21 protein-coding genes and 1 other annotated feature are annotated in these 20,594 nt (G+C 43.6%); all 21 genes read right to left on the bottom strand.

Annotation, left to right across the window (positions count from 1 at the left end; genetic code table 11):
- Positions 1–10: 10 nt before the first annotated feature.
- The 21 genes from rplW to AC1DLM_RS23485 all read right to left on the bottom strand — a co-directional run bounded on the left by rplW (position 11) and on the right by AC1DLM_RS23485 (position 20,592).
- Positions 11–301, bottom strand: a complete 291-nt coding sequence (rplW, locus tag AC1DLM_RS23585; protein ID WP_056618288.1) for a 50S ribosomal protein L23 — start codon at positions 299–301, stop codon at positions 11–13.
- On the bottom strand, positions 298–924 hold the full coding sequence (gene rplD, locus AC1DLM_RS23580; RefSeq protein WP_056618294.1) for a 50S ribosomal protein L4: 627 nt from the start codon (positions 922–924) through the stop codon (positions 298–300). The genes rplW and rplD overlap by 4 nt, the downstream gene beginning before the upstream one ends.
- A 16-nt stretch (positions 925–940) precedes the next feature.
- Positions 941–1,564, bottom strand: coding sequence for a 50S ribosomal protein L3 (gene rplC / locus AC1DLM_RS23575; protein ID WP_056618299.1), 624 nt, complete (start codon positions 1,562–1,564; stop codon positions 941–943).
- Between the two features lie 43 nt (positions 1,565–1,607).
- A complete protein-coding gene (gene rpsJ / locus AC1DLM_RS23570) occupies positions 1,608–1,916 on the bottom strand; it encodes a 30S ribosomal protein S10 (RefSeq protein ID WP_028557496.1) in 309 nt (102 codons plus the stop codon).
- A 403-nt stretch (positions 1,917–2,319) separates the two neighbouring features.
- Positions 2,320–3,510, bottom strand: coding sequence for an elongation factor Tu (gene tuf, locus AC1DLM_RS23565; RefSeq protein ID WP_028557497.1), 1,191 nt, complete (start codon positions 3,508–3,510; stop codon positions 2,320–2,322).
- A gap of 39 nt (positions 3,511–3,549) precedes the next feature.
- Positions 3,550–5,625, bottom strand: a complete 2,076-nt coding sequence (gene fusA / locus AC1DLM_RS23560) for an elongation factor G (RefSeq protein WP_441991597.1) — start codon at positions 5,623–5,625, stop codon at positions 3,550–3,552.
- A 39-nt stretch (positions 5,626–5,664) separates the two neighbouring features.
- The gene (gene rpsG, locus AC1DLM_RS23555; RefSeq protein ID WP_028557499.1) at positions 5,665–6,135 is read right to left on the bottom strand and encodes a 30S ribosomal protein S7; all 471 of its coding nucleotides are present in this window, start codon (positions 6,133–6,135) and stop codon (positions 5,665–5,667) included.
- A 44-nt stretch (positions 6,136–6,179) separates the two neighbouring features.
- Positions 6,180–6,599, bottom strand: coding sequence for a 30S ribosomal protein S12 (gene rpsL, locus AC1DLM_RS23550; RefSeq protein WP_477571353.1), 420 nt, complete (start codon positions 6,597–6,599; stop codon positions 6,180–6,182).
- 162 nt (positions 6,600–6,761) lie between these two features.
- Positions 6,762–7,013 carry a ribosomal L7Ae/L30e/S12e/Gadd45 family protein gene (locus AC1DLM_RS23545; protein WP_056618306.1) on the bottom strand — a complete coding sequence of 84 codons (252 nt, stop codon included), beginning with the start codon at positions 7,011–7,013 and terminating at the stop codon, positions 6,762–6,764.
- Positions 7,014–7,194: 181 nt separating this feature from the next.
- Positions 7,195–10,815 (bottom strand): DNA-directed RNA polymerase subunit beta', encoded by a 3,621-nt coding sequence (gene rpoC / locus AC1DLM_RS23540; protein ID WP_056618310.1) that lies wholly within the window; start codon positions 10,813–10,815, stop codon positions 7,195–7,197.
- A 69-nt stretch (positions 10,816–10,884) separates the two neighbouring features.
- Complete coding sequence (gene rpoB / locus AC1DLM_RS23535; protein ID WP_477571352.1) at positions 10,885–14,424, bottom strand: DNA-directed RNA polymerase subunit beta; 3,540 nt, start codon at positions 14,422–14,424, stop codon at positions 10,885–10,887.
- Between the two features lie 355 nt (positions 14,425–14,779).
- Positions 14,780–15,376: a class I SAM-dependent methyltransferase gene (locus tag AC1DLM_RS23530; protein WP_477571351.1), complete on the bottom strand. Its 597-nt coding sequence runs from the start codon at positions 15,374–15,376 to the stop codon at positions 14,780–14,782.
- A gap of 189 nt (positions 15,377–15,565) precedes the next feature.
- Positions 15,566–15,931 (bottom strand): 50S ribosomal protein L7/L12, encoded by a 366-nt coding sequence (gene rplL / locus AC1DLM_RS23525; protein ID WP_057313458.1) that lies wholly within the window; start codon positions 15,929–15,931, stop codon positions 15,566–15,568.
- Positions 15,932–15,996: 65 nt separating this feature from the next.
- Complete coding sequence (gene rplJ / locus AC1DLM_RS23520; RefSeq protein ID WP_068661872.1) at positions 15,997–16,506, bottom strand: 50S ribosomal protein L10; 510 nt, start codon at positions 16,504–16,506, stop codon at positions 15,997–15,999.
- A gap of 68 nt (positions 16,507–16,574) precedes the next feature.
- Positions 16,575–16,728, bottom strand: a sequence feature (ribosomal protein L10 leader region).
- Between the two features lie 54 nt (positions 16,729–16,782).
- A complete protein-coding gene (gene rplA / locus AC1DLM_RS23515) occupies positions 16,783–17,475 on the bottom strand; it encodes a 50S ribosomal protein L1 (protein ID WP_028557507.1) in 693 nt (230 codons plus the stop codon).
- A 116-nt stretch (positions 17,476–17,591) separates the two neighbouring features.
- Positions 17,592–18,017, bottom strand: a complete 426-nt coding sequence (gene rplK, locus AC1DLM_RS23510) for a 50S ribosomal protein L11 (RefSeq protein WP_029196472.1) — start codon at positions 18,015–18,017, stop codon at positions 17,592–17,594.
- A 135-nt stretch (positions 18,018–18,152) separates the two neighbouring features.
- Positions 18,153–18,686, bottom strand: coding sequence for a transcription termination/antitermination protein NusG (gene nusG, locus AC1DLM_RS23505; RefSeq protein WP_028557509.1), 534 nt, complete (start codon positions 18,684–18,686; stop codon positions 18,153–18,155).
- 24 nt (positions 18,687–18,710) lie between these two features.
- Positions 18,711–18,923, bottom strand: a complete 213-nt coding sequence (gene secE, locus AC1DLM_RS23500; protein ID WP_047683213.1) for a preprotein translocase subunit SecE — start codon at positions 18,921–18,923, stop codon at positions 18,711–18,713.
- A 19-nt stretch (positions 18,924–18,942) separates the two neighbouring features.
- Positions 18,943–19,092 (bottom strand): 50S ribosomal protein L33, encoded by a 150-nt coding sequence (gene rpmG, locus AC1DLM_RS23495; protein WP_079418041.1) that lies wholly within the window; start codon positions 19,090–19,092, stop codon positions 18,943–18,945.
- A gap of 223 nt (positions 19,093–19,315) precedes the next feature.
- Positions 19,316–19,960 (bottom strand): RNA polymerase sporulation sigma factor SigH, encoded by a 645-nt coding sequence (gene sigH, locus AC1DLM_RS23490; protein WP_028557511.1) that lies wholly within the window; start codon positions 19,958–19,960, stop codon positions 19,316–19,318.
- 119 nt (positions 19,961–20,079) lie between these two features.
- Positions 20,080–20,592, bottom strand: a complete 513-nt coding sequence (locus AC1DLM_RS23485) for an NYN domain-containing protein (RefSeq protein ID WP_477571350.1) — start codon at positions 20,590–20,592, stop codon at positions 20,080–20,082.
- Between the last annotated feature and the right edge of the window lie 2 nt (positions 20,593–20,594).

The following is a 20,594-nucleotide window of genomic DNA, read 5'->3' as shown; positions in this document are numbered from 1 at the left end:
AAGAAATGGGTTATACCGTTTCGAAGAATTCCAATTCTTTGCTCTCAGCGCTTAGGGACACGATAGCTTTCTTCCAGATGGAAGTGTAACCAGAGTGTTTGCCATAACGTTTAGGCTTAGCTGGCATTCTGAGTGTGTTTACATTTGTAACTTTCACTTTGAAGATTGCTTCGATAGCTTGTTTAATTTCTGTTTTGTTAGCGCGAAGATCCACTTCGAAAACATACTTTTTGTTAGCCATTAGGTCGCTTGTACGCTCAGTGATGATCGGGCGCTTGATAATGTCGCGTGGATTTTTCATTGTGCAAGCACCTCCTCAACTTTCTGTACAGCCTCTTGTGTTAAGATCAATTTGTCATAAAGCATGACATCAAGAACGTTAACTCCATCAGCAGCAACAAATTTCACACCTGGGATATTACGAGCAGATAAAGCTACATTGGAGTCGTTAGGAACGCCTACAACTAGTACTTTTGTATCTACTTTCAGGTTGTTCAAAATAGCAACGAATTCTTTCGTTTTCGGAGCATTCAATTGAAGTTGATCCAGAACGATCAAGTTGTTATCGATAAGTTTCGAGGACAAAGCGGATTTGATCGCTAAGCGACGAACTTTTCTTGGCAATTTGAAACCATAGCTACGAGGAGTTGGTCCGAATACGGTACCGCCGCCTTTCCACTGTGGAGCACGAATACTACCTTGACGCGCACGACCTGTACCTTTTTGTTTCCAAGGTTTACGACCACCGCCGCGAACTTCTGAACGACCTTTTGTTTTGTGAGTTCCTTGACGAACAGCTGCTTGTTGCAAAAGAACAGCTTCGTGAATCGCATGAACGTGAGGCTCAATTCCGAAAACAACGTCAGACAGTTCAATTTCTCCTACCTGAGCACCTGTTACATTATATAAAGCTACTTTTGGCATCTGTCTTCCTCCTTTCTTACTTTTTAACAGCAGACTTCACGCTAACGTAGCTGTTTTTAGGGCCCGGAATGGAACCTTTAACTAGCAATACATTACGCTCAGCATCTACTTTAATGATTTGAAGATTTTGCAATGTTACCGTTTCGTTACCCATATGTCCTGGCAGTTTCTTACCTTTAGGAACGCGGTTTGCTTGAATGGAACCCATCGAACCTGGTCCGCGGTGATAACGTGATCCGTGTGCCATTGGCCCAGTGGATTGGTTATGTCTTTTGATATTACCTTGGAAACCTTTACCTTTGGAAGTACCCGTTACATCAACGAATTCGCCCTCTGCGAACAGATCTGCTTTCAGCTCTTGACCAACTTCATAGTCACCCAACTGAATGCCACGAATTTCTTTAACGTAGCGCTTAGGCGTTGCCCCTGCTTTTTTCGCATGGCCAAGCTCTGGTTTAATGATACGGCTAGCTTTTACATCATCAAAACCGATTTGGATCGACTCATAACCATCGTTATCCACATCTTTCTTTTGCAGTACCACACATGGTCCCGCTTGAATGACAGTTACCGGAACAACATTACCCTCCGGAGTAAACAATTGTGTCATCCCAAGTTTTTTTCCTAAGATACCTTTCATCGTTGACACCTCTTTTCCTTCCAGTATTAACTCTATAGTTGTTTTACAGTTTTATCTCGATGTCAACGCCGGACGGTAAGTCCAGACGCATCAAAGCATCAACTGTTTGTGGTGTTGGATTCACAATATCGATTAGACGCTTATGCGTACGCATCTCGAATTGCTCACGCGAATCCTTGTACTTGTGCACCGCACGAAGAATCGTGATGATTTGCTTCTCTGTCGGAAGCGGAATCGGACCGGATACACCTGCACCGGAACGCTTGGCAGTTTCCACGATTTTCTCAGCTGATTGATCAATAATTCTGTGATCATAAGCCTTCAAACGGATACGAATTTTTTGCTTTGCCATTTAAAAGTCCCTCCTTCTATCGCCCAATTTATTATCGGACATACTCCGCGAAAATTCTCCAACAACCATCCCCATGGCAAAGGGGCCTGGTGTGTCGGCAACCTTTCGCATCATCGCAACGTCACAGACCAACGTTTAATATTATATAAAATTATAAAACGAAAAGCAAGTGAAATTTTAGGCAAACACACATATTTATTTCAACGTGTATTTAGCTTCTAAATTCAACGTCCGTTGCGCGTTACTCAAACAGTTTCTTTATTATAATAGAAGTAAAACATATTAACTACTGCATTCTGTTTCCAATACCGCTCTAAAAGTAAATATGATGATTCCMGCGGCAGATAATATAAAAAAACATCCATCGATTAATCGATGGATGTTTCGATCTCTCAAAGAGAGATTATTTTTGAATTGTAGCAACCGCGCCCGCACCAACTGTACGTCCGCCTTCACGAATCGCGAAGCGTGTTCCTTCTTCGATTGCGATTGGGTTGATTAGTTCTACAGTAACTGTGATGTTATCACCTGGCATAACCATCTCAGTACCTTCTGGAAGGGAGATGATACCCGTTACGTCAGTTGTACGGAAGTAGAACTGAGGACGGTAACCAGTGAAGAAAGGCTTATGACGGCCACCCTCTTCTTTAGTTAGAACGTAGATTTGTGCTGTGAAGTTCGTGTGTGGTTTAACTGAACCCGGTTTCGCAAGAACTTGTCCACGCTCGATATCTTTACGATCAACACCACGAAGCAATGCTCCAATGTTGTCACCAGCTTGAGCGGAATCAAGCAATTTACGGAACATCTCTACACCAGTTACGATGCATTTACGAGTTTCTTCAGCGATACCAACGATTTCAACTTCTTCTTGTACTTTAACAGTACCACGCTCAACACGACCAGTTGCAACTGTTCCACGACCAGTGATTGAGAATACATCCTCAACTGGCATAAGGAAAGGTTTGTCTGTTTGACGCTCAGGAGTTGGGATGTAAGTATCAACTTGCTCGAACAACTCGATGATTTTGTCAGCCCAAGGACCATCTGGGTTTTGAAGAGCTTCACGAGCTGCTCCACGGATGATTGGAGTATCATCGCCTGGGAACTCATATTCGTTAAGAAGGTCGCGAACTTCCATCTCAACCAATTCAAGCAACTCTTCGTCTTCAACCATGTCACATTTGTTAAGGAATACCACGATGTATGGTACGCCTACTTGACGGGAAAGAAGAATGTGCTCACGCGTTTGTGGCATAGGGCCATCAGCTGCGGAAACAACTAGGATAGCGCCGTCCATTTGAGCAGCACCAGTGATCATGTTTTTAACATAGTCAGCATGTCCTGGGCAGTCTACGTGTGCGTAGTGACGGTTAGGAGTTTCGTACTCAACGTGAGCTGTGGAGATTGTGATACCGCGCTCGCGCTCTTCTGGTGCTTTATCGATTTGGTCGAATGCTACTGCAGCTCCACCGTATCTTTTGGACAATACTGTTGTGATAGCAGCTGTCAAAGTTGTTTTACCATGATCGACGTGACCAATAGTTCCGATGTTAACATGCGGTTTGTTACGTTCAAATTTAGCCTTTGCCATTTTAAACGATTCCTCCTTAGAGTAACTAATATTTTTATATTAAGCGCCTTTGCCTTTTGCAATAATTTCTTCTGCAATGGACTTAGGTACTTCTTCATAATGCGAAAGTTCCATAGAGTAAACGCCACGGCCTTGTGTTCTTGAACGAAGTGTTGTGGAATATCCAAACATTTCGGACAAAGGCACCTTAGCACGAATGACTTGTGCTCCATGACGGCTATCCATACCTTCGATACGTCCACGACGGGAGTTAAGGTCACCCATAACATCGCCCATGTACTCTTCAGGTACAGTAACTTCTACCTTCATGATTGGCTCAAGAAGAACCGGTTTACATTTATCTTTCGCTGCTTTAAGTGCCATGGAACCTGCGATTTTGAACGCCATTTCATTGGAGTCAACATCATGGTAAGATCCATCAACAACTGTAGCTTTGATATCCACAAGCGGGAATCCTGCGATTACACCGTTCTTCATGGACTCTTCGATACCAGCTTGAATAGGTGCAATGTACTCTCTAGGAATAGCTCCACCCACAACTTTGTTTTCGAAGACAAAACCTACGCCAGCTTCTTGCGGTTCGAACTCAACCCAACAATGTCCGTATTGACCACGACCACCGGATTGACGAACGAATTTACCTTCAACCTTAGCTGCCGCACGGAATGTTTCACGGTAAGCAACTTGTGGTTTACCAACATTGGTTTCTACTTTGAACTCACGAAGCATACGGTCAACTAGGATCTCAAGGTGAAGCTCACCCATACCTGCGATGATCGTTTGTCCAGTTTCTTCGTCTGTGGAAGCACGGAAAGTAGGATCTTCTTCAGCAAGTTTTTGCAATGCGATACCCATTTTATCTTGGTCGGCTTTCGTTTTCGGCTCAACAGCAAGCTGGATAACCGGTTCAGGGAAGACCATTCTCTCAAGAATAACTGGGTTCTTCTCATCACAAAGTGTATCACCTGTCGTTGTATCTTTCAATCCAACAGCAGCGGCAATATCACCAGAGTATACAATACTGATTTCTTGACGTGCGTTCGCATGCATTTGCAGAATACGACCCACACGCTCACGTTTGCCTTTAGTTGCGTTAACAACATAGGATCCGGAGTTCAAGGTACCAGAGTAAACGCGGAAGAAGGTAAGACGACCAACGAAAGGATCTGTCATGATTTTGAATGCAAGCGCTGAGAAAGGTTGATCATCAGCAGACTTACGAACCACTTCAGTACCATCGTCAAGAACACCTTTAATATCAGGCACATCAAGTGGGGATGGCAAGTAGTTAATAACTGCATCCAACATCAATTGAACACCTTTGTTTCTATAAGAAGATCCGCAGATAACTGGGAAGATTTTCACTTCGCAGACACCTTTACGCAAAGCTCCTTTGATTTCATCAACAGTAAGCTCTTCACCTTCGAGATATTTCATTGTTAGCTCTTCATCAAGCTCAGCAACTTTCTCGATCAGTTCCAATCTTAATTCTGCGACTTTATCTTTGTACTCAGCAGGGATTTCGATTTTCTCGATATCCTTACCAAGATCGTCTTTGTACATATACGCAACTTCTTCAACTAAATCGATGATGCCTTTGAATTCATTCTCAGCACCGATTGGAAGTTGAATAGCAACCGCATTTGCACCCAGTTTCAAACGCATGGATTCAACAACTTGCAAGAAGTCTGCACCGATGATATCCATTTTGTTTACGTAAGCAATACGAGGAACATTGTATTTATCAGCTTGTCTCCAAACTGTTTCCGATTGAGGCTCAACGCCCTCTTTCGCACTAAATACACCAACTGCTCCATCTAACACACGGAGGGAACGCTCTACCTCAACGGTAAAGTCAACGTGTCCCGGGGTATCGATGACGTTGATACGGTGTCCTTCCCAGTGAGCAGTCGTAGCGGCGGAAGTAATTGTGATTCCGCGCTCTTGCTCTTGTTCCATCCAGTCCATCGTCGCTCCACCTTCGTGGACTTCACCGATTTTATGAACACGGCCTGTATAGAACAAGATACGCTCAGTAGTAGTTGTTTTACCAGCATCGATATGAGCCATGATCCCGATATTACGTGTATTATTCAAGGAGTACTCTCTAGCCATAGGTCGTTATGCCTCCTTTCTAGTAATTGTTTTAGAATTCTACCAACGGTAGTGAGCGAAAGCTTTGTTAGCTTCAGCCATTTTGTGTGTATCTTCACGTTTCTTAACGGAAGAACCAGTGCTATTGCTAGCATCGATAATTTCATAAGCCAATCTTTCTTCCATCGTCTTCTCACCGCGAAGACGGGAATAGTTAACCAACCAACGCAAACCTAATGTCGAACGACGGTCAGGTCTAACTTCGATAGGCACTTGATAGTTTGCTCCACCAACACGGCGAGCTTTAACTTCTAGTACTGGCATAATGTTTTTGATAGCAGCTTCAAACACTTCCATCGGCTCTTTACCTGTACGATCTTTCACGAGGTTAAAAGCGTTGTATAGAATCGTTTGTGCTACCCCTCTTTTTCCATCAACCATAATACGGTTGATAAGACGAGTAACTAGTTTGCTATTATAAATAGGATCTGGCAATACGTCTCTGCGAGTAACTGGACCTTTACGAGGCATAGTTATCCCCCTTTCTTATAAGAATCATTCCTGATTATTATCTCTTATTTTTTAACTTTCGGACGTTTCGTACCGTATTTGGAACGGGATTGCTTACGGTTGTTAACACCGGAAGTATCTAGAGCTCCACGCACGATGTGATAACGTACCCMTGGAAGATCTTTAATTCTACCACCACGGATCAATACAACACTGTGTTCTTGCAGGTTGTGACCGATACCTGGGATATAAGCTGTCACCTCTACGCGGTTCGTTAAACGAACACGTGCGTATTTACGAAGTGCGGAGTTAGGCTTCTTAGGAGTCATAGTACCTACACGCGTGCAGACACCACGTTTTTGAGGAGCGCTCAAATCCGTTGCTTCTCTTTTCAAAGCGTTAAAACCTTTTTGTAAAGCTGGTGATTTGGACTTATCCACCTTCGCTTGACGACMTTTACGTACTAGTTGGTTAATTGTTGGCATATCGCCACCTCCTCCCTACATTCATAACATGATGTGCTTCTTGCAAGCCCACAGATCCAGGCGAGTCATAAATGAGCAAAGAGAAAGTCTTTGTTATGGAGAGCTGTCAAAGTCACGAAAACTTACACAAACTTCTTCCACTAACAAAAACACCTTTAGCACTTATTCATTTACAACAGCTGCTACCGCAGCTCCAACTTCAATTCCACATGCTTTACCTAGCATCTTCATAGAATCTACGTAGGTTACAGGCACACCCATCTGCGTACAGAGAGCTACCAGATTTATCGTCAATCGCGGATCTGCATCTTTAGAAACAAAAACTTCTATCGCCTTACCTTGCTCGACTGTTTTTGTAACCTTCTTCGTGCCTACACATCTATTCTTGGCCTGTTTGACTATTTCATAAGACATTAGGCACCCCCTTCAAAGAAAGGAAAGAATATCGACTTAGGCACACTTCGATATATTATCATTTTGATTGAGTAGTGTCAAGGGTTAGTTTAAGTAATTCTACTAAGCCGATCCCTTTTCGTATAAATAAAAAGAGATAGCGCACCCCTAATCAAGTGGCTACCTCTTTCTTTATATTTAGTTACTCAACAGCAACTGTTTCTTTTTCCAAATCTTCATCTAAAACGACAACCTCGTTCGGGTTCGTGATTCGAATATTACGGTATCTTGGCATACCTGTTCCCGCAGGGATCAGTTTACCGATGATAACATTCTCTTTCAAACCTAACAATTGGTCGACTTTCCCCTTAATCGCTGCATCTGTCAAGACACGTGTAGTCTCTTGGAAAGACGCCGCTGATAAGAAGGAATCCGTCTCAAGGGACGCTTTGGTAATACCAAGCAAGATTGGACGAGCAACCGCAGGCTCTGTGCCAGCGAACAAAGCAACTTTATTAGCTGCTTCATACTCATGAATATCAACGAAGGAACCAGGTAGAAGCGTTGTATCACCCGCGTCTACGATGCGGATTTTACGTAACATTTGACGAACCATAACCTCAATATGTTTATCGTTAATTTCTACCCCTTGGTTACGATATACACGTTGTACTTCTTGAAGAATATAGTTCTGAACGCCGCGAATACCTTTGATGCGAAGCATTTCTTTCGGATCGATAGATCCGTCCGTAAGCTCGTCACCAGCTTCAACTTGTTGATTCAATGAAACACGTACACGAGATCCGTAAGGAACTGCATATACTTTGGATTCCGCTTCACCTTGAACTTCGATTTCACGACGATCCTTAGCTTCACGAATCTCCTTAACGACACCGTCGATTTCGGAAATGATCGCTTGACCTTTCGGATTACGTGCTTCAAAGAGCTCTTGAATACGCGGCAAACCTTGTGTAATATCGTCTCCGGCAACACCACCGGTATGGAACGTACGCATCGTCAACTGTGTTCCTGGCTCACCAATGGATTGCGCGGCAATAATACCAACTGCCTCACCAACCTCAACGAATTGACCAGTAGCCAAGTTACGACCATAACATTTCTTACAAACACCATGATTGGTGCGGCAGCTAAGTACAGAACGAATTTGAAGTTTCTCGATACCTGCTTCAATAATACGATCTGCAATACCAGATTCAATAAGCTCGTTACGTTGAACGATCACTTCACCTGTTTGTGGATGACGAAGCGTTTCATAAGCATAGCGACCTTCAATACGATCGTAAAGATCCTCAATAACCTCTTTACCATCTTGAATTTTGCTAACCATAAAGCCTTTATCTGTTCCACAATCATCTTCACGAACGATAACATCTTGTGCTACGTCAACGAGACGACGAGTCAAGTAACCGGAATCCGCTGTACGAAGTGCTGTATCGGCAAGACCTTTACGCGCTCCGTGCGTGGAAATAAAGTATTCTAAGATTGTCAGACCTTCACGGAAGTTCGATTTAATCGGCAACTCCATAATTTTACCGGATGGATTCGCCATCAAACCACGCATACCGCCAAGCTGTGTAATCTGTGATTTGTTACCCCGTGCCTTGGATTCAACCATCATGGAAATAGAGTTGTATTTATCTAGGGATTTCATCAAAATCTCAGTGATTTCATCCTTCGCCTTACTCCAGATCGCAATAACGCGGTCGTAACGCTCTTCATCCGTAATCAAACCACGACGGTATTGGTTCGTAACTACGCGTACTTTCTCTTCACATTCCTTAAGGATTGCTACTTTTTCAGTTGGAACTACAACATCAGAGACAGCTACGGTAATACCGGCTTTTGTTGAATACGTGAATCCAAGCTCTTTAATTTTATCAAGAATCATCGATGTTTGCGTTGTGTGATACTTACGGAAACACTCAGCAATAATCGATCCTAAATATTCTTTACCTACCGCTTTGTTCTCATCACGTTCCAACATGATAGCTTTCAGATCTGCACCTTTTTCAAATACGAAATGCGCATCTGGAATACCATTCAAGAGGTTCGTTTTGGTCGGCTCATTGATGAATGGGAAATCAGCTGGATAGATTTCATTCATAATGATTTTACCGATCGTTGTGATCAACATAGCGTTTTGTTGTTTCTCTGTGAAACTTGTTTTGTTCAATGCTTTCGCAGGGATAGCTACACGTGCGTGCAGTGCCATTTTACCCGATTGGTAGGAAGAAACTGCTTCATGAACGGTTCTAATGATCGAACCAGCACCTTTAGCGAATTTGTTATCCGTCGTTAAGTAGAAACTTCCCAGAACCATATCCTGTGAAGGTGTAACAACCGGCTTACCGTCCTTCGGATTCAAAATGTTACCCGATGCTAACATGAGCAAGCGAGCTTCAGCTTGTGCTTCTGAGGACAAAGGAACGTGAACGGCCATTTGGTCACCGTCGAAGTCAGCGTTGTAAGCTGTACATACAAGCGGGTGAAGTTTAATAGCGCGGCCTTCAACCAGAATCGGTTCAAAAGCTTGAATACCCAATCTATGCAACGTTGGTGCACGGTTCAGAAGAACCGGGTGCTCCTTAATGACTTCTTCAAGAACATCCCAAACATCTGGACTTACGCGCTCAACTTTACGCTTCGCACTCTTGATGTTATGAGCCAAACCTTTATTCACAAGCTCTTTCATAACGAAAGGCTTGAACAATTCAAGCGCCATTTCCTTCGGAAGACCACATTGGTACATCTTCAGGTTAGGTCCTACTACGATAACGGAACGACCAGAGTAGTCAACACGTTTACCGAGCAAGTTCTGACGGAAACGACCTTGTTTACCTTTCAGCATATGGCTGAGGGATTTCAAAGGACGGTTACCCGGACCTGTTACTGGACGGCCGCGACGACCGTTATCGATCAATGCATCAACCGCTTCTTGAAGCATCCGTTTCTCATTTTGAACAATGATATCCGGTGCGCCTAGGTCGAGCAATCTCTTTAGACGGTTGTTACGGTTGATAACACGACGATAGAGATCATTCAAATCGGATGTCGCAAAACGACCACCATCAAGCTGTACCATCGGGCGAAGCTCAGGAGGGATAACTGGCAGTACATCCAGTACCATCCAACCAGGCAAGTTTTTCGAGTTACGGAATGCTTCCATAACTTCCAAACGCTTAATCGCACGGTTACGACGTTGACCTTGTGCAGTTTTGAGTTCTTCTTTGAGCGTGTCTACTTCGCGTTCGATATCAATATCGATAAGAAGCTTTTTGACAGCTTCCGCACCCATGCCTGCTTGGAAAGCATAGCCGTATTTCTCACGATAGCTACGGTATTCTTTCTCAGACAATAGTTGCTTCTTCTCAAGTGGCGTATCACCTGGATCCGTTACTACGTAGGATGCGAAGTAGATGATTTCTTCCAAAGATCTTGGAGACATATCTAGTGCAAGACCCATACGGCTAGGAATCCCTTTGAAATACCAAATATGTGAAACAGGAGCAGCAAGTTCAATGTGACCCATGCGTTCACGACGTACTTTTTGACGGGTTACTTCAACGCCACAGCGGTCACAAACGACGCCTTTATAACGAACGCGTTTGTACTTACCGCAATGACATTCCCAATCTTTCGTAGGTCCGAAGATCTTTTCACAGAAAAGACCTTCTTTCTCAGGTTTTAAGGTTCTGTAGTTAATCGTTTCCGGCTTCTTTACTTCCCCACGGGACCAAGAGCGAATTTTATCGGGTGATGCCAAGCCGATTTTCATAAACTCGAAGTTGTTAACGTCCATCAAGGAGCAACCCTCCTTTAAGAAATTTAAACCCACTTTACAGTGAATCGTTCTCGTTCTAATGTGGTGTTACTATTCGTTGACCCCAAGCTCGGAGCCCTCAATGTTTAGGTTTAATTTATCGCTCGTCACTTCGTCGTCATCATCAGCTTCGCGCATTTCGATCTCTTCTTCGTCGCCAGATAGGATCTTAACATCCATACCCAAACTTTGAAGCTCTTTGATCAAAACTTTGAAGGATTCCGGAACGCCTGGTTCTGGAACGTTCTCGCCTTTGACAATGGATTCGTACGTTTTCACACGGCCCACAACGTCATCTGACTTAACGGTAAGAATTTCTTGCAATGTATAAGCAGCTCCATAAGCCTCGAGTGCCCATACCTCCATCTCCCCGAAACGTTGTCCACCGAACTGCGCTTTACCACCCAGCGGCTGCTGAGTAACAAGGGAGTAAGGACCAGTGGAACGGGCATGGATTTTATCGTCAACCATGTGTGCCAGTTTGATCATGTACATAACGCCAACGGTTACTTCACGTTCAAAGGACTCCCCTGTACGACCATCGTACAGAATCGTTTTACCGCTACGTTGCATACCTGCTTCTTCCATGGCATCGAATACGTCATACTCACGCGCTCCATCAAATACCGGCGTTGCAGCGTGAATACCCAAATACTTGGAAGCCATACCTAAGTGAACTTCAAGTACTTGACCGATGTTCATCCGGGAAGGAACCCCTAGTGGATTCAGAACGACTTCAACCGGCGTACCATCTGGAAGGAATGGCATATCTTCTTCAGGGAGAATACGTGCTACTACCCCTTTGTTACCATGACGTCCCGCCATTTTGTCGCCTTCGGAAATTTTCCGTTTTTGAGCGATATAGACACGAACGAGTTGGTTTACACCTGGAGGCAGCTCATCGCCATTCTCACGCGTAAATACTTTCACATCAACAACAATACCATCTGTACCATGCGGTACGCGTAGGGACGTGTCACGAACCTCACGAGCCTTCTCACCGAAGATCGCGTGCAGCAATCTTTCTTCCGCCGTCAACTCAGTTACACCCTTCGGTGTTACTTTACCAACGAGGATATCGCCAGCGCCAATTTCAGCACCGACACGGATGATTCCGCGCTCATCAAGATTCTTAAGTGCGTCTTCCCCTACGTTCGGGATGTCGCGAGTAATTTCTTCAGGTCCAAGCTTCGTATCACGAGCTTCAGACTCGTATTCCTCAATATGAATGGAGGTATACACATCTTCCTTAACAAGCTTTTGGCTAAGCAAAATCGCATCCTCATAGTTGTAACCTTCCCAAGTCATGAAAGCTACGACTACGTTACGTCCAAGTGCCAATTCGCCTTGTTCAGTAGATGGTCCATCAGCAAGAATATCGCCGGCTTTAATCAATTGACCTTTTTTAACAATCGGACGTTGATTAATGCAAGTACCTTGGTTAGAACGCATAAATTTGTGAAGCTTATATTTCACGATGTTGCCACTAACTAGCTTGCCATCAACCATTTCTTGGCGACGCAACCAAATTTCATTCGCAGCAGCTTTCTCAATAATTCCATCAAATTTGGAGACAATACATACTCCAGAGTCCTTAGCAACCTTGTGCTCCATTCCTGTACCTACAAGCGGAGCTTTAGGGATAAGAAGCGKAACAGCTTGACGCTGCATGTTGGAACCCATTAACGCACGGTTGGAGTCATCGTTTTCAAGGAACGGAATTAACGCTGTTGCGACAGAAACAACCTGTTTCGGAGAAACGTCCATGTAGTCGACACGTTCAACCGGAAGTGTTAAGTTGTCATCTTTGTAACGAACGATAATCGCATCTTCGACGAATTTGTTTTCTTCCGTCAATTTCGCATTCGCTTGCGCGATAACGTAGTTATCTTCTTCATCTGCTGTCAGGTAAGCGATTTGATCCGTAACCAAACCAGTCTTCGGATCTACCCAACGGTATGGAGCTTCAATGAAGCCATACTCATTAATGCGAGCAAATGTAGACAAGGAGTTGATCAAACCAATGTTCGGTCCCTCAGGCGTCTCAATTGGACACATACGGCCATAGTGAGAGTGATGCACGTCACGAACTTCCATCCCTGCGCGCTCTCTCGTCAAACCGCCGGGTCCGAGTGCAGACAGACGTCTCTTATGCGTCAATTCAGCAAGTGGGTTCGTTTGGTCCATAAACTGAGAAAGCTGGGAACTACCAAAGAACTCTTTAATCGACGCGATAACAGGACGAATATTGATCAACGCTTGCGGCGTGATCACGTTAGCGTCTTGAATCGACATACGCTCACGAACAACACGTTCCATACGGGAAAGACCGATACGGAATTGGTTTTGAAGCAATTCACCTACAGAACGAAGTCTACGGTTACCAAGATGGTCAATATCATCTGTATTTCCAATACCATGAAGTAAGTTAATAAAGTAGTTAATGGAAGAGATGATATCGGCAGGCGTGATGTTTTTGACAGCTTTATCAATAACACCGTTAGAAATAACCTTAACTACCTTGCCTTCTTCTGTTGGTGAGTAAACATTAATGCACTGGACAGGAATTGTATCCGCGCCAGTTACACCTTTAGGAATTGTAAACTCTTTATATCCTGCACCTTTTTCAATAAAAGGTAGGATTTCATCTAACACACGACGATCCAATAACTGACCAGCTTCAGCAATGATTTCTCCCGTTTCGGAATCTACCAAAGTTTCAGCCAAACGTTGATTGAATAAGCGGTTTTTGATGTGTAATTTTTTATTGATTTTGTAGCGACCTACGTTAGCCAAATCATAACGCTTCGGATCAAAGAAACGAGCAACGATCAAGCTTCTTGCATTATCAAGCGTAGGCGGCTCACCTGGACGAAGACGCTCATAGATTTCGATTAACGCTTTTTCCGTAGAATCCGTGTTATCTTTATCTAGCGTGTTACGAATATATTCGTTATCGCCAAGTAAATCTAGAATCTCAGCATCCGTACCAAATCCTAATGAACGAAGCAATACGGTAACTGGAATTTTACGCGTGCGATCAATACGAACGTAGATGATATCTTTCGCATCTGTCTCAAGTTCCAGCCATGCCCCACGGTTAGGAATCACTGTAGCTGTGTAAGTTTTTTTGCCGTTTTTATCCACTTTCGTGCTATAATAAACACTGGGAGAACGAACGAGCTGGGAGACGATTACACGCTCCGCACCGTTAATAATGAACGTTCCCGTATCAGTCATAATAGGGAAATCCCCCATGAACACTTCTTGTTCCTTGACCTCACCGGTTTCCTTATTAATCAAACGGACTTTGACTCTTAACGGCGCCGCATACGTTACGTCGCGTTCTTTGGACTCATCAACGGAATACTTAGGATCGCCTAAGCTATAGTCAATGAACTCCAGTACTAGGTTCCCTGTAAAATCCTGAATCGGGGAGATATCCTGAAACATCTCACGAAGTCCCTCTTCCAAAAACCACTCATAGGATTTTTGCTGGATTTCAATCAGGTTTGGAATGCCCAGAACCTCATTAATTCGTGCATAAGTCCTGCGTTTACGTCGTCCAAATTGAACAAGATGTCCCGCCAACTTTCATTCACCCCTCAACTCTACTCAATAAATAAAAAGAAAGAAGAAAAACTTCGACCGACGTACACTCAGGACGCCTCCGTTAGTGGAGCCCGTCCGAATTAAGCGACTGTATGGATGAAGGTTTTTTCTGTATTCAATAACTTTTTCAAGATTTTCTTCCCATCCTGTTAGAATTTCCCAAAATTCAAACATTATACGTTGTAGGTTCAAATTCTATGCATAAAGGCTGAAAAAAAGACTTGACATTTTTACTAACTAAAGACATGTGTCCCATCTTAATACTGACATTTTTTAATAATATCACATTTGAAATGTCAAGTCAAACAAATTCCCACGTATATTTACAAGAGACTTACTTCGTGGCTTTCAGAATGCGGTAGCCTTTGTCCTTCGAAACCTCTACCACTTCATTATACATGGTTTCCAGCTTCTTCACTGCCGATGGCGCCCCTTGCTTCTTCTGGATGACAACCCACAGTGAGCCCCCATCTTTCAAGCAATCGTAAGCATCCACAAAAATCTTATGAACCGTTTCTTTCCCCGCACGAATTGGCGGATTGGTCAGAACAGCGTCAAACTTCTTATCCTTCACCTTTTCCAACAGATCACTCTGTAGAATGGTGACATTGGTAATACCATTTCGCCGCGCATTTTCTACCGAAAGTTCAACCGCTCTTTCATTGATGTCGACCATTGTCACCTGTCCTTTCGGACACATGATTGCTGCACTCAGCCCCATCGGCCCGTAGCCACAGCCCACATCGAGAACACTAGCATCTTCCGATAGTACCATTGTTTCTATTAAATGCTTACTTCCATAATCGACACCTTTTTTAGAAAACACACCCGCATCTGTCAAAAACGTATATGTCTTACCACGAAGAATTTCCTGCGTTGTATGGACATCGCTCTTTACGGTCGGCTTTTGTGTGTAGTAATGCTCTGACACGTTTGAATTCCCTCCTTTTCTACCTATAGGAAAATCCAATAACCACGTGCGTTCCTAAGGCTTTCCTAAGGGTAAAAACTTAGGCACAATAAACGGCAACGCCGCTCATATCCTGTGAAACCATATCGCTTAAATGTTGAAAAAAACCTCTTGAAGTCAAGCTTCAAGAGGTTTCCTAAGAAAAAGAAATTACTTAACTTCTACGGAAGCGCCAGCTTCAGTAAGCTTAGCTTTAACAGCGTCTGCTTCTTCTTGGCTAACTTTTTCTTTAACTGCTTTTGGAGCTCCGTCAACCAAGTCTTTAGCTTCTTTCAAGCCAAGACCAGTGATTTCACGAACTACTTTAATTACGTTGATTTTGGAAGCGCCAGCGCTTGTCAAGATAACGTCAAACTCAGTTTGAGCTTCTTCAACTGCTACTGCTGCGCCGCCGCCTGCTGCTACTGGAGCTGCTGCTGTTACGCCAAACTCTTCTTCAATTGCTTTAACCAGGTCGTTCAATTCCAAGATTGTCATGCCTTTGATTGCTTCTAGGATCGTTGCATTTGTGCTCATGGTTAAACCTCCATTATCATTAATAAATTAGTTTTTTTGTTTGTAAAACAGGTAGTGCATTAAAATTAAGCTTGACCTTCAGCTTCTTTTTTCTCTGCAACTGCTTTAACAGCAAGAGCAAAGTTACGAACTGGAGCTTGAAGAACGCTAAGCAACATGGAGAGAAGACCATCTCTGGATGGAAGTTCTGCAAGTGCTTTGATTTGATCGTATCCAACTACGCGGCCTTCGACCACGCCACCTTTTACGCTCAATTTATCATTCTTTTTCGCAAATTCAGTCAAAATTTTCGCTGGAGCAACTAGATCGTCTTTGCTGAAAGCAATAGCAGTTGGACCTGTTAGGTACTCATCCAATGCGCTTAGTTCAGCATTCGCCGATGCGCGTCTAGCCAACGAGTTCTTGAGAACTACGAATTCAATACCAGCTTCGCGCAAGCTTTTGCGTAGCTGTGTTACTTGAGCTACGTTCAAACCGCGGTAGTCCGCTATGATTGTAGAAGCGCTAGCTTTAAACTTCTCAGTTACTTCAGCTACTGCTTGTTCTTTCTCTGCAAGAATTTTCGCGTTTGCCATAGTACACCTCACTTCTTATGCATTTATCTTTCAAGATCGCAAACAGTAGGAGCATTAGCATTTCTTATCTATGAATAAGAAATGCCTTCGTAGACGCTACGAAGGCATGATGTGTTCACTTTTTCCCTGATGTACAAAGAAATCGTTATATATATCATAACACCTCGGTAGGAAATTAAGCTCTTCAGCACCTACTGTCTACGGTTTGCATATTCATTTTTAGGACCTTTGATAGAGTATCACGCCCAGCAACCGAAGTCAACTGGTAGCTTTTACTTATCTGAAGGATGACAGGTTCACACGTACGCTTGGACCCATTGTCGAGGATACAGCAATGTTCTTAAGGTAAACACCTTTAGCCGCTGCTGGTTTCGCACGAACTAGTGCATCAACCAATGCTTTGAAGTTTTCGTTCAACTTGTCTGCATCGAAAGATACTTTACCAAGTGGAGCATGAATTTGGCCTGCTTTATCAAGACGGTATTCGATTTTACCAGCTTTGATCTCTTGAACAGCTTTGGTAACGTCGAAAGTAACTGTTCCTGCTTTAGGGTTTGGCATTAAACCTTTACCCCCGAGGATACGACCCAGTTTACCAACTTCGCTCATCATGTCCGGAGTAGCTACGCAAACATCGAATTCGAACCAACCTTGTTGAATTTTGTTGATCATGTCTGCATCACCAACAAAATCTGCACCAGCTGCTTCAGCCTCTTTTGCTTTCTCGCCTTTTGCAAATACGAGAACGCGTTTTGTTTTACCAGTACCGTGTGGAAGTACAACAACACCACGAACAGCCTGATCTTGTTTTCTTGGGTCTACACCCAGACGAACTGCAACATCTACAGTTTCATCGAATTTAGCAGGAGCTGTTTTCTTAACAAGCTCGATTGCTTCTGACGGATCATACAAAGTTTCAGCATTAACAAGCTGAGCTACTTCGCGGTATTTTTTACCGTGTTTAGGCATAATATTTATCCTCCTTAGTGGTATTAGCGGATAATCCTCCCACCGAGCGACCTCCATGTTTTCGTAGAAAACACTTCTGCAGGCTTCGAGCTTGCACAGTCGCATTCCTTGCGGAATTAATCTTCGATAGTGATTCCCATGCTGCGAGCAGTACCTTCAACCATACGCATTGCAGCCTCAACGGATGCAGCATTTAGGTCAGGCATTTTTTGTTCAGCGATTTCGCGAACTTTAGCGCGTTTCACAGTTGCAACTTTCTTCTTGTTCGGTTCACCTGATCCTTTTTCGATACCAGCAACGACGCGAAGAAGAACTGCAGCCGGAGGCGTTTTAGTGATGAATGTAAAGGAACGGTCTTCGAAAACTGTGATTTCAACTGGAATGATTAGACCAACTTGATCAGCAGTACGAGCGTTAAACTCTTTACAGAAAGCCATGATGTTCACACCTGCTTGACCCAATGCTGGACCGATCGGTGGTGCTGGATTTGCTTTCGCAGCTTGAACTTGAAGCTTCACGATTTTAATAACCTTTTTTGCCATGATAGACACCTCCTTGCAGTAATATAGGAGTCTTCGACGAATCAAAGCCTCGCTATTCAGGAAACTAATGCGTTCCCACTAACGTAGGTCTATCCCAAGGAATAGACCTGGTAGAGCCTTTTGGTTGTCATGCTCTTAGAGCTTTTCCACTTGGTCGAAATCGAGCTCAAGCGGTGTTTCTCTTCCGAACATGTTGACATGTACCTTCAGTTTGCCCTTATCGGCAATAATCTCTTCGACAGAGCCAACAAAGTTTGCAAATGGACCCACCTTGACGCGTACGGTTTCTTTCAGTTCGAAGTCAATTACTTCCTTCGGTTCTTCCATTCCCATATGCTTCAGAATCGATTCAACTTCCTCAGGTAACAATGCAGTTGGTTTAGAGCCGGATCCTGTAGAACCTACAAATCCAGTCACTCCTGGCGTATTACGTACTACGTACCAAGAGTCGTCCGTTTGAATCATTTCCACGAGAACATACCCTGGATAAACTTTACGCATAACGACTTTTTTCTTGCCGTCTTTGTTTACCAGTTCTTCTTCCATAGGCACAAGCACACGGAAGATCTTGTCCGTCATTTCCATAGACTCAACGCGCTTCTCTAAGTTGGCTTTCACTTTGTTCTCATACCCTGAATAGGTATGTACGACGTACCATCTTTTTTCCATGAATAAATTCACCTATAGTCCTGTTTATTTAAAAACAAGGCGCAGCAACTCAGAAATTCCTAGATCCAGCACAAAAAAATAAATAGCAACAAAAGTTACTGTACCTATAACGACAAGCGTATAAGTAGTCATCTCTTTGCGACTTGGCCACTTGACCTTTTTGAGTTCTGACCAACTGTCGGTGAAGAAGGAAAAAGTGGATCCGAAGCTTTGTCTCATTCTAGCCAAGAACGCCACAAACTACACCTCCAAAGAACTACCTAGTCTCGCGATGAGCAGTATGTTCATTGCAAAATTTGCAATATTTCTTCAACTCAATACGGTCGGGATTGTTGCGCTTATTTTTAGTGGATGCATAGTTTCTTTGTTTGCAATTTGTGCACGCTAATGTGATGATGACCCGCATGATGTACACCTCCTACAGACACTTTCTAATTAAAGCCCTTCTAAGCGCATCAAAAAGAAAGCGACTTTTAGGGCTACCTGAAACACTTTATCACAACTGTCCCCCGAGTGTCAAGGTAGAAGTCTCACAAATGCAAGAGTATCACCAGTATAGGCTCTCCCGAGGGGAACTAAACATACTAAGAAAGAAAAACACCCGTACAGCTCATGCGGCACGGGCGTTTCTACAAATCTCTGACTTCCAAATACCGCTCAAGCTTGCGCTTAACACGTTGGAGAGCATTGTCAATTGACTTCACATGGCGATCGAGATCCACAGCAATTTCTTGATAGGATCTGCCATCGAGATAGAGCATAAGCACTCTACGCTCTAAGTCACTTAGAATCTCTCCCATTTTATCTTCAAGTCCCGTAAACTCTTCTTGATTAATAACCAATTCCTCGGGATCTGTTACCCGGGAGCCGCTAATAACATCGAGCAGTGTACGATCAGAATCTTCATCATAGATGGGCTTATCCAGTGATACGTAGGAATTAAGAGGTATATGCTTTTGACGAGTTGCTGTCTTAATTGCCGTGATGATCTGCCGCGTGATACACAGTTCAGCAAAGGCTTTGAATGAAGCAAGCTTGTCTCCTCGGAAGTCGCGGATAGATTTATATAAACCTATCATGCCTTCCTGCACAATATCTTCTCGGTCTGCACCTATCAAAAAATAAGAGCGTGCTTTGGCACGAACAAAATTCTTATACTTGTTGATAAGATATTCCAAAGCTTCGCTACTGCCTTCACGGACTGCTTCGACAATGTCTTCATCTGGCTTGAGGTCATAATCATACATTCTCAGTTCTTTGAGGTCGACACTCACCAACAATCCCTCCGGCCTGCAAGACTACCCAGATTTCACTATAAAAGTTAGGTTAAGTATACATGATGAAATCTCACACCGTCAACGGGGAACCCCACCATTTCTAGCATTTGGAGGATTTACTCCCCTCTTCGCCATCGTTCTAACTTCGCTTTCATCTCGTCACTCAGCTTGGCTCCGAACGGATTTCGTTTGGTTGTCGTCTCCGGTACAATGCGTTCACGAACCTCTTTACGATTCTGTTTAATTTTCACTAGCAATTCTTTCGCGGGCATGCGGAGCGCTCCCTTGCCAAATATGACATGCTGCTCAATCATATCCGACGTTGCTACGAATATTTCCTTACGCCTTCCCATCAGATTCGTAACCAATCGCTCGATTCGCTCATCTGCGGTTTCCTTCTCCTTGGTATAAAGCACAGCCAGTTTATTCTGCACATATTTCTTACCCAGTCCAGGTACCATGTAGGCATCAAAAACGAGATAGACCTTCATACCTGAAAAGGATTGAAATTCTGCAAGCATATGGATCAGACCGTCACGTGCACCTTCCAGATCAGTATCCTTTAATTTACTTAACTCAGGCCAGGCGCCGATAATGTTGTAACCATCTACAATTAGGATCTGTTCCATCC

Source organism: Paenibacillus sp. 01T442 (genome assembly GCF_056398345.1).
Note: the sequence above shows the minus strand (reverse complement) of the source record. Positions and strands in the feature narration are given on the sequence as shown.

Excerpts from the sequence above, each read along its gene's own strand:
- rplW (WP_056618288.1), bottom strand. The coding sequence starts at position 301 with ATGAAAAATCCACGCGACATTATCAAGCGCCCGATCATCACTGAGCGT.
- rplD (WP_056618294.1), bottom strand. The coding sequence starts at position 924 with ATGCCAAAAGTAGCTTTATATAATGTAACAGGTGCTCAGGTAGGAGAA.
- rplC (WP_056618299.1), bottom strand. The coding sequence starts at position 1,564 with ATGAAAGGTATCTTAGGAAAAAAACTTGGGATGACACAATTGTTTACT.
- rpsJ (WP_028557496.1), bottom strand. The coding sequence starts at position 1,916 with ATGGCAAAGCAAAAAATTCGTATCCGTTTGAAGGCTTATGATCACAGA.
- tuf (WP_028557497.1), bottom strand. The coding sequence starts at position 3,510 with ATGGCAAAGGCTAAATTTGAACGTAACAAACCGCATGTTAACATCGGA.
- fusA (WP_441991597.1), bottom strand. The coding sequence starts at position 5,625 with ATGGCTAGAGAGTACTCCTTGAATAATACACGTAATATCGGGATCATG.
- rpsG (WP_028557499.1), bottom strand. The coding sequence starts at position 6,135 with ATGCCTCGTAAAGGTCCAGTTACTCGCAGAGACGTATTGCCAGATCCT.
- AC1DLM_RS23545 (WP_056618306.1), bottom strand. The coding sequence starts at position 7,013 with ATGTCTTATGAAATAGTCAAACAGGCCAAGAATAGATGTGTAGGCACG.
- rplL (WP_057313458.1), bottom strand. The coding sequence starts at position 15,931 with ATGAGCACAAATGCAACGATCCTAGAAGCAATCAAAGGCATGACAATC.
- rplJ (WP_068661872.1), bottom strand. The coding sequence starts at position 16,506 with ATGGCAAACGCGAAAATTCTTGCAGAGAAAGAACAAGCAGTAGCTGAA.
- rplA (WP_028557507.1), bottom strand. The coding sequence starts at position 17,475 with ATGCCTAAACACGGTAAAAAATACCGCGAAGTAGCTCAGCTTGTTAAT.
- rplK (WP_029196472.1), bottom strand. The coding sequence starts at position 18,017 with ATGGCAAAAAAGGTTATTAAAATCGTGAAGCTTCAAGTTCAAGCTGCG.
- nusG (WP_028557509.1), bottom strand. The coding sequence starts at position 18,686 with ATGGAAAAAAGATGGTACGTCGTACATACCTATTCAGGGTATGAGAAC.
- rpmG (WP_079418041.1), bottom strand. The coding sequence starts at position 19,092 with ATGCGGGTCATCATCACATTAGCGTGCACAAATTGCAAACAAAGAAAC.
- AC1DLM_RS23485 (WP_477571350.1), bottom strand. The coding sequence starts at position 20,592 with ATGGAACAGATCCTAATTGTAGATGGTTACAACATTATCGGCGCCTGG.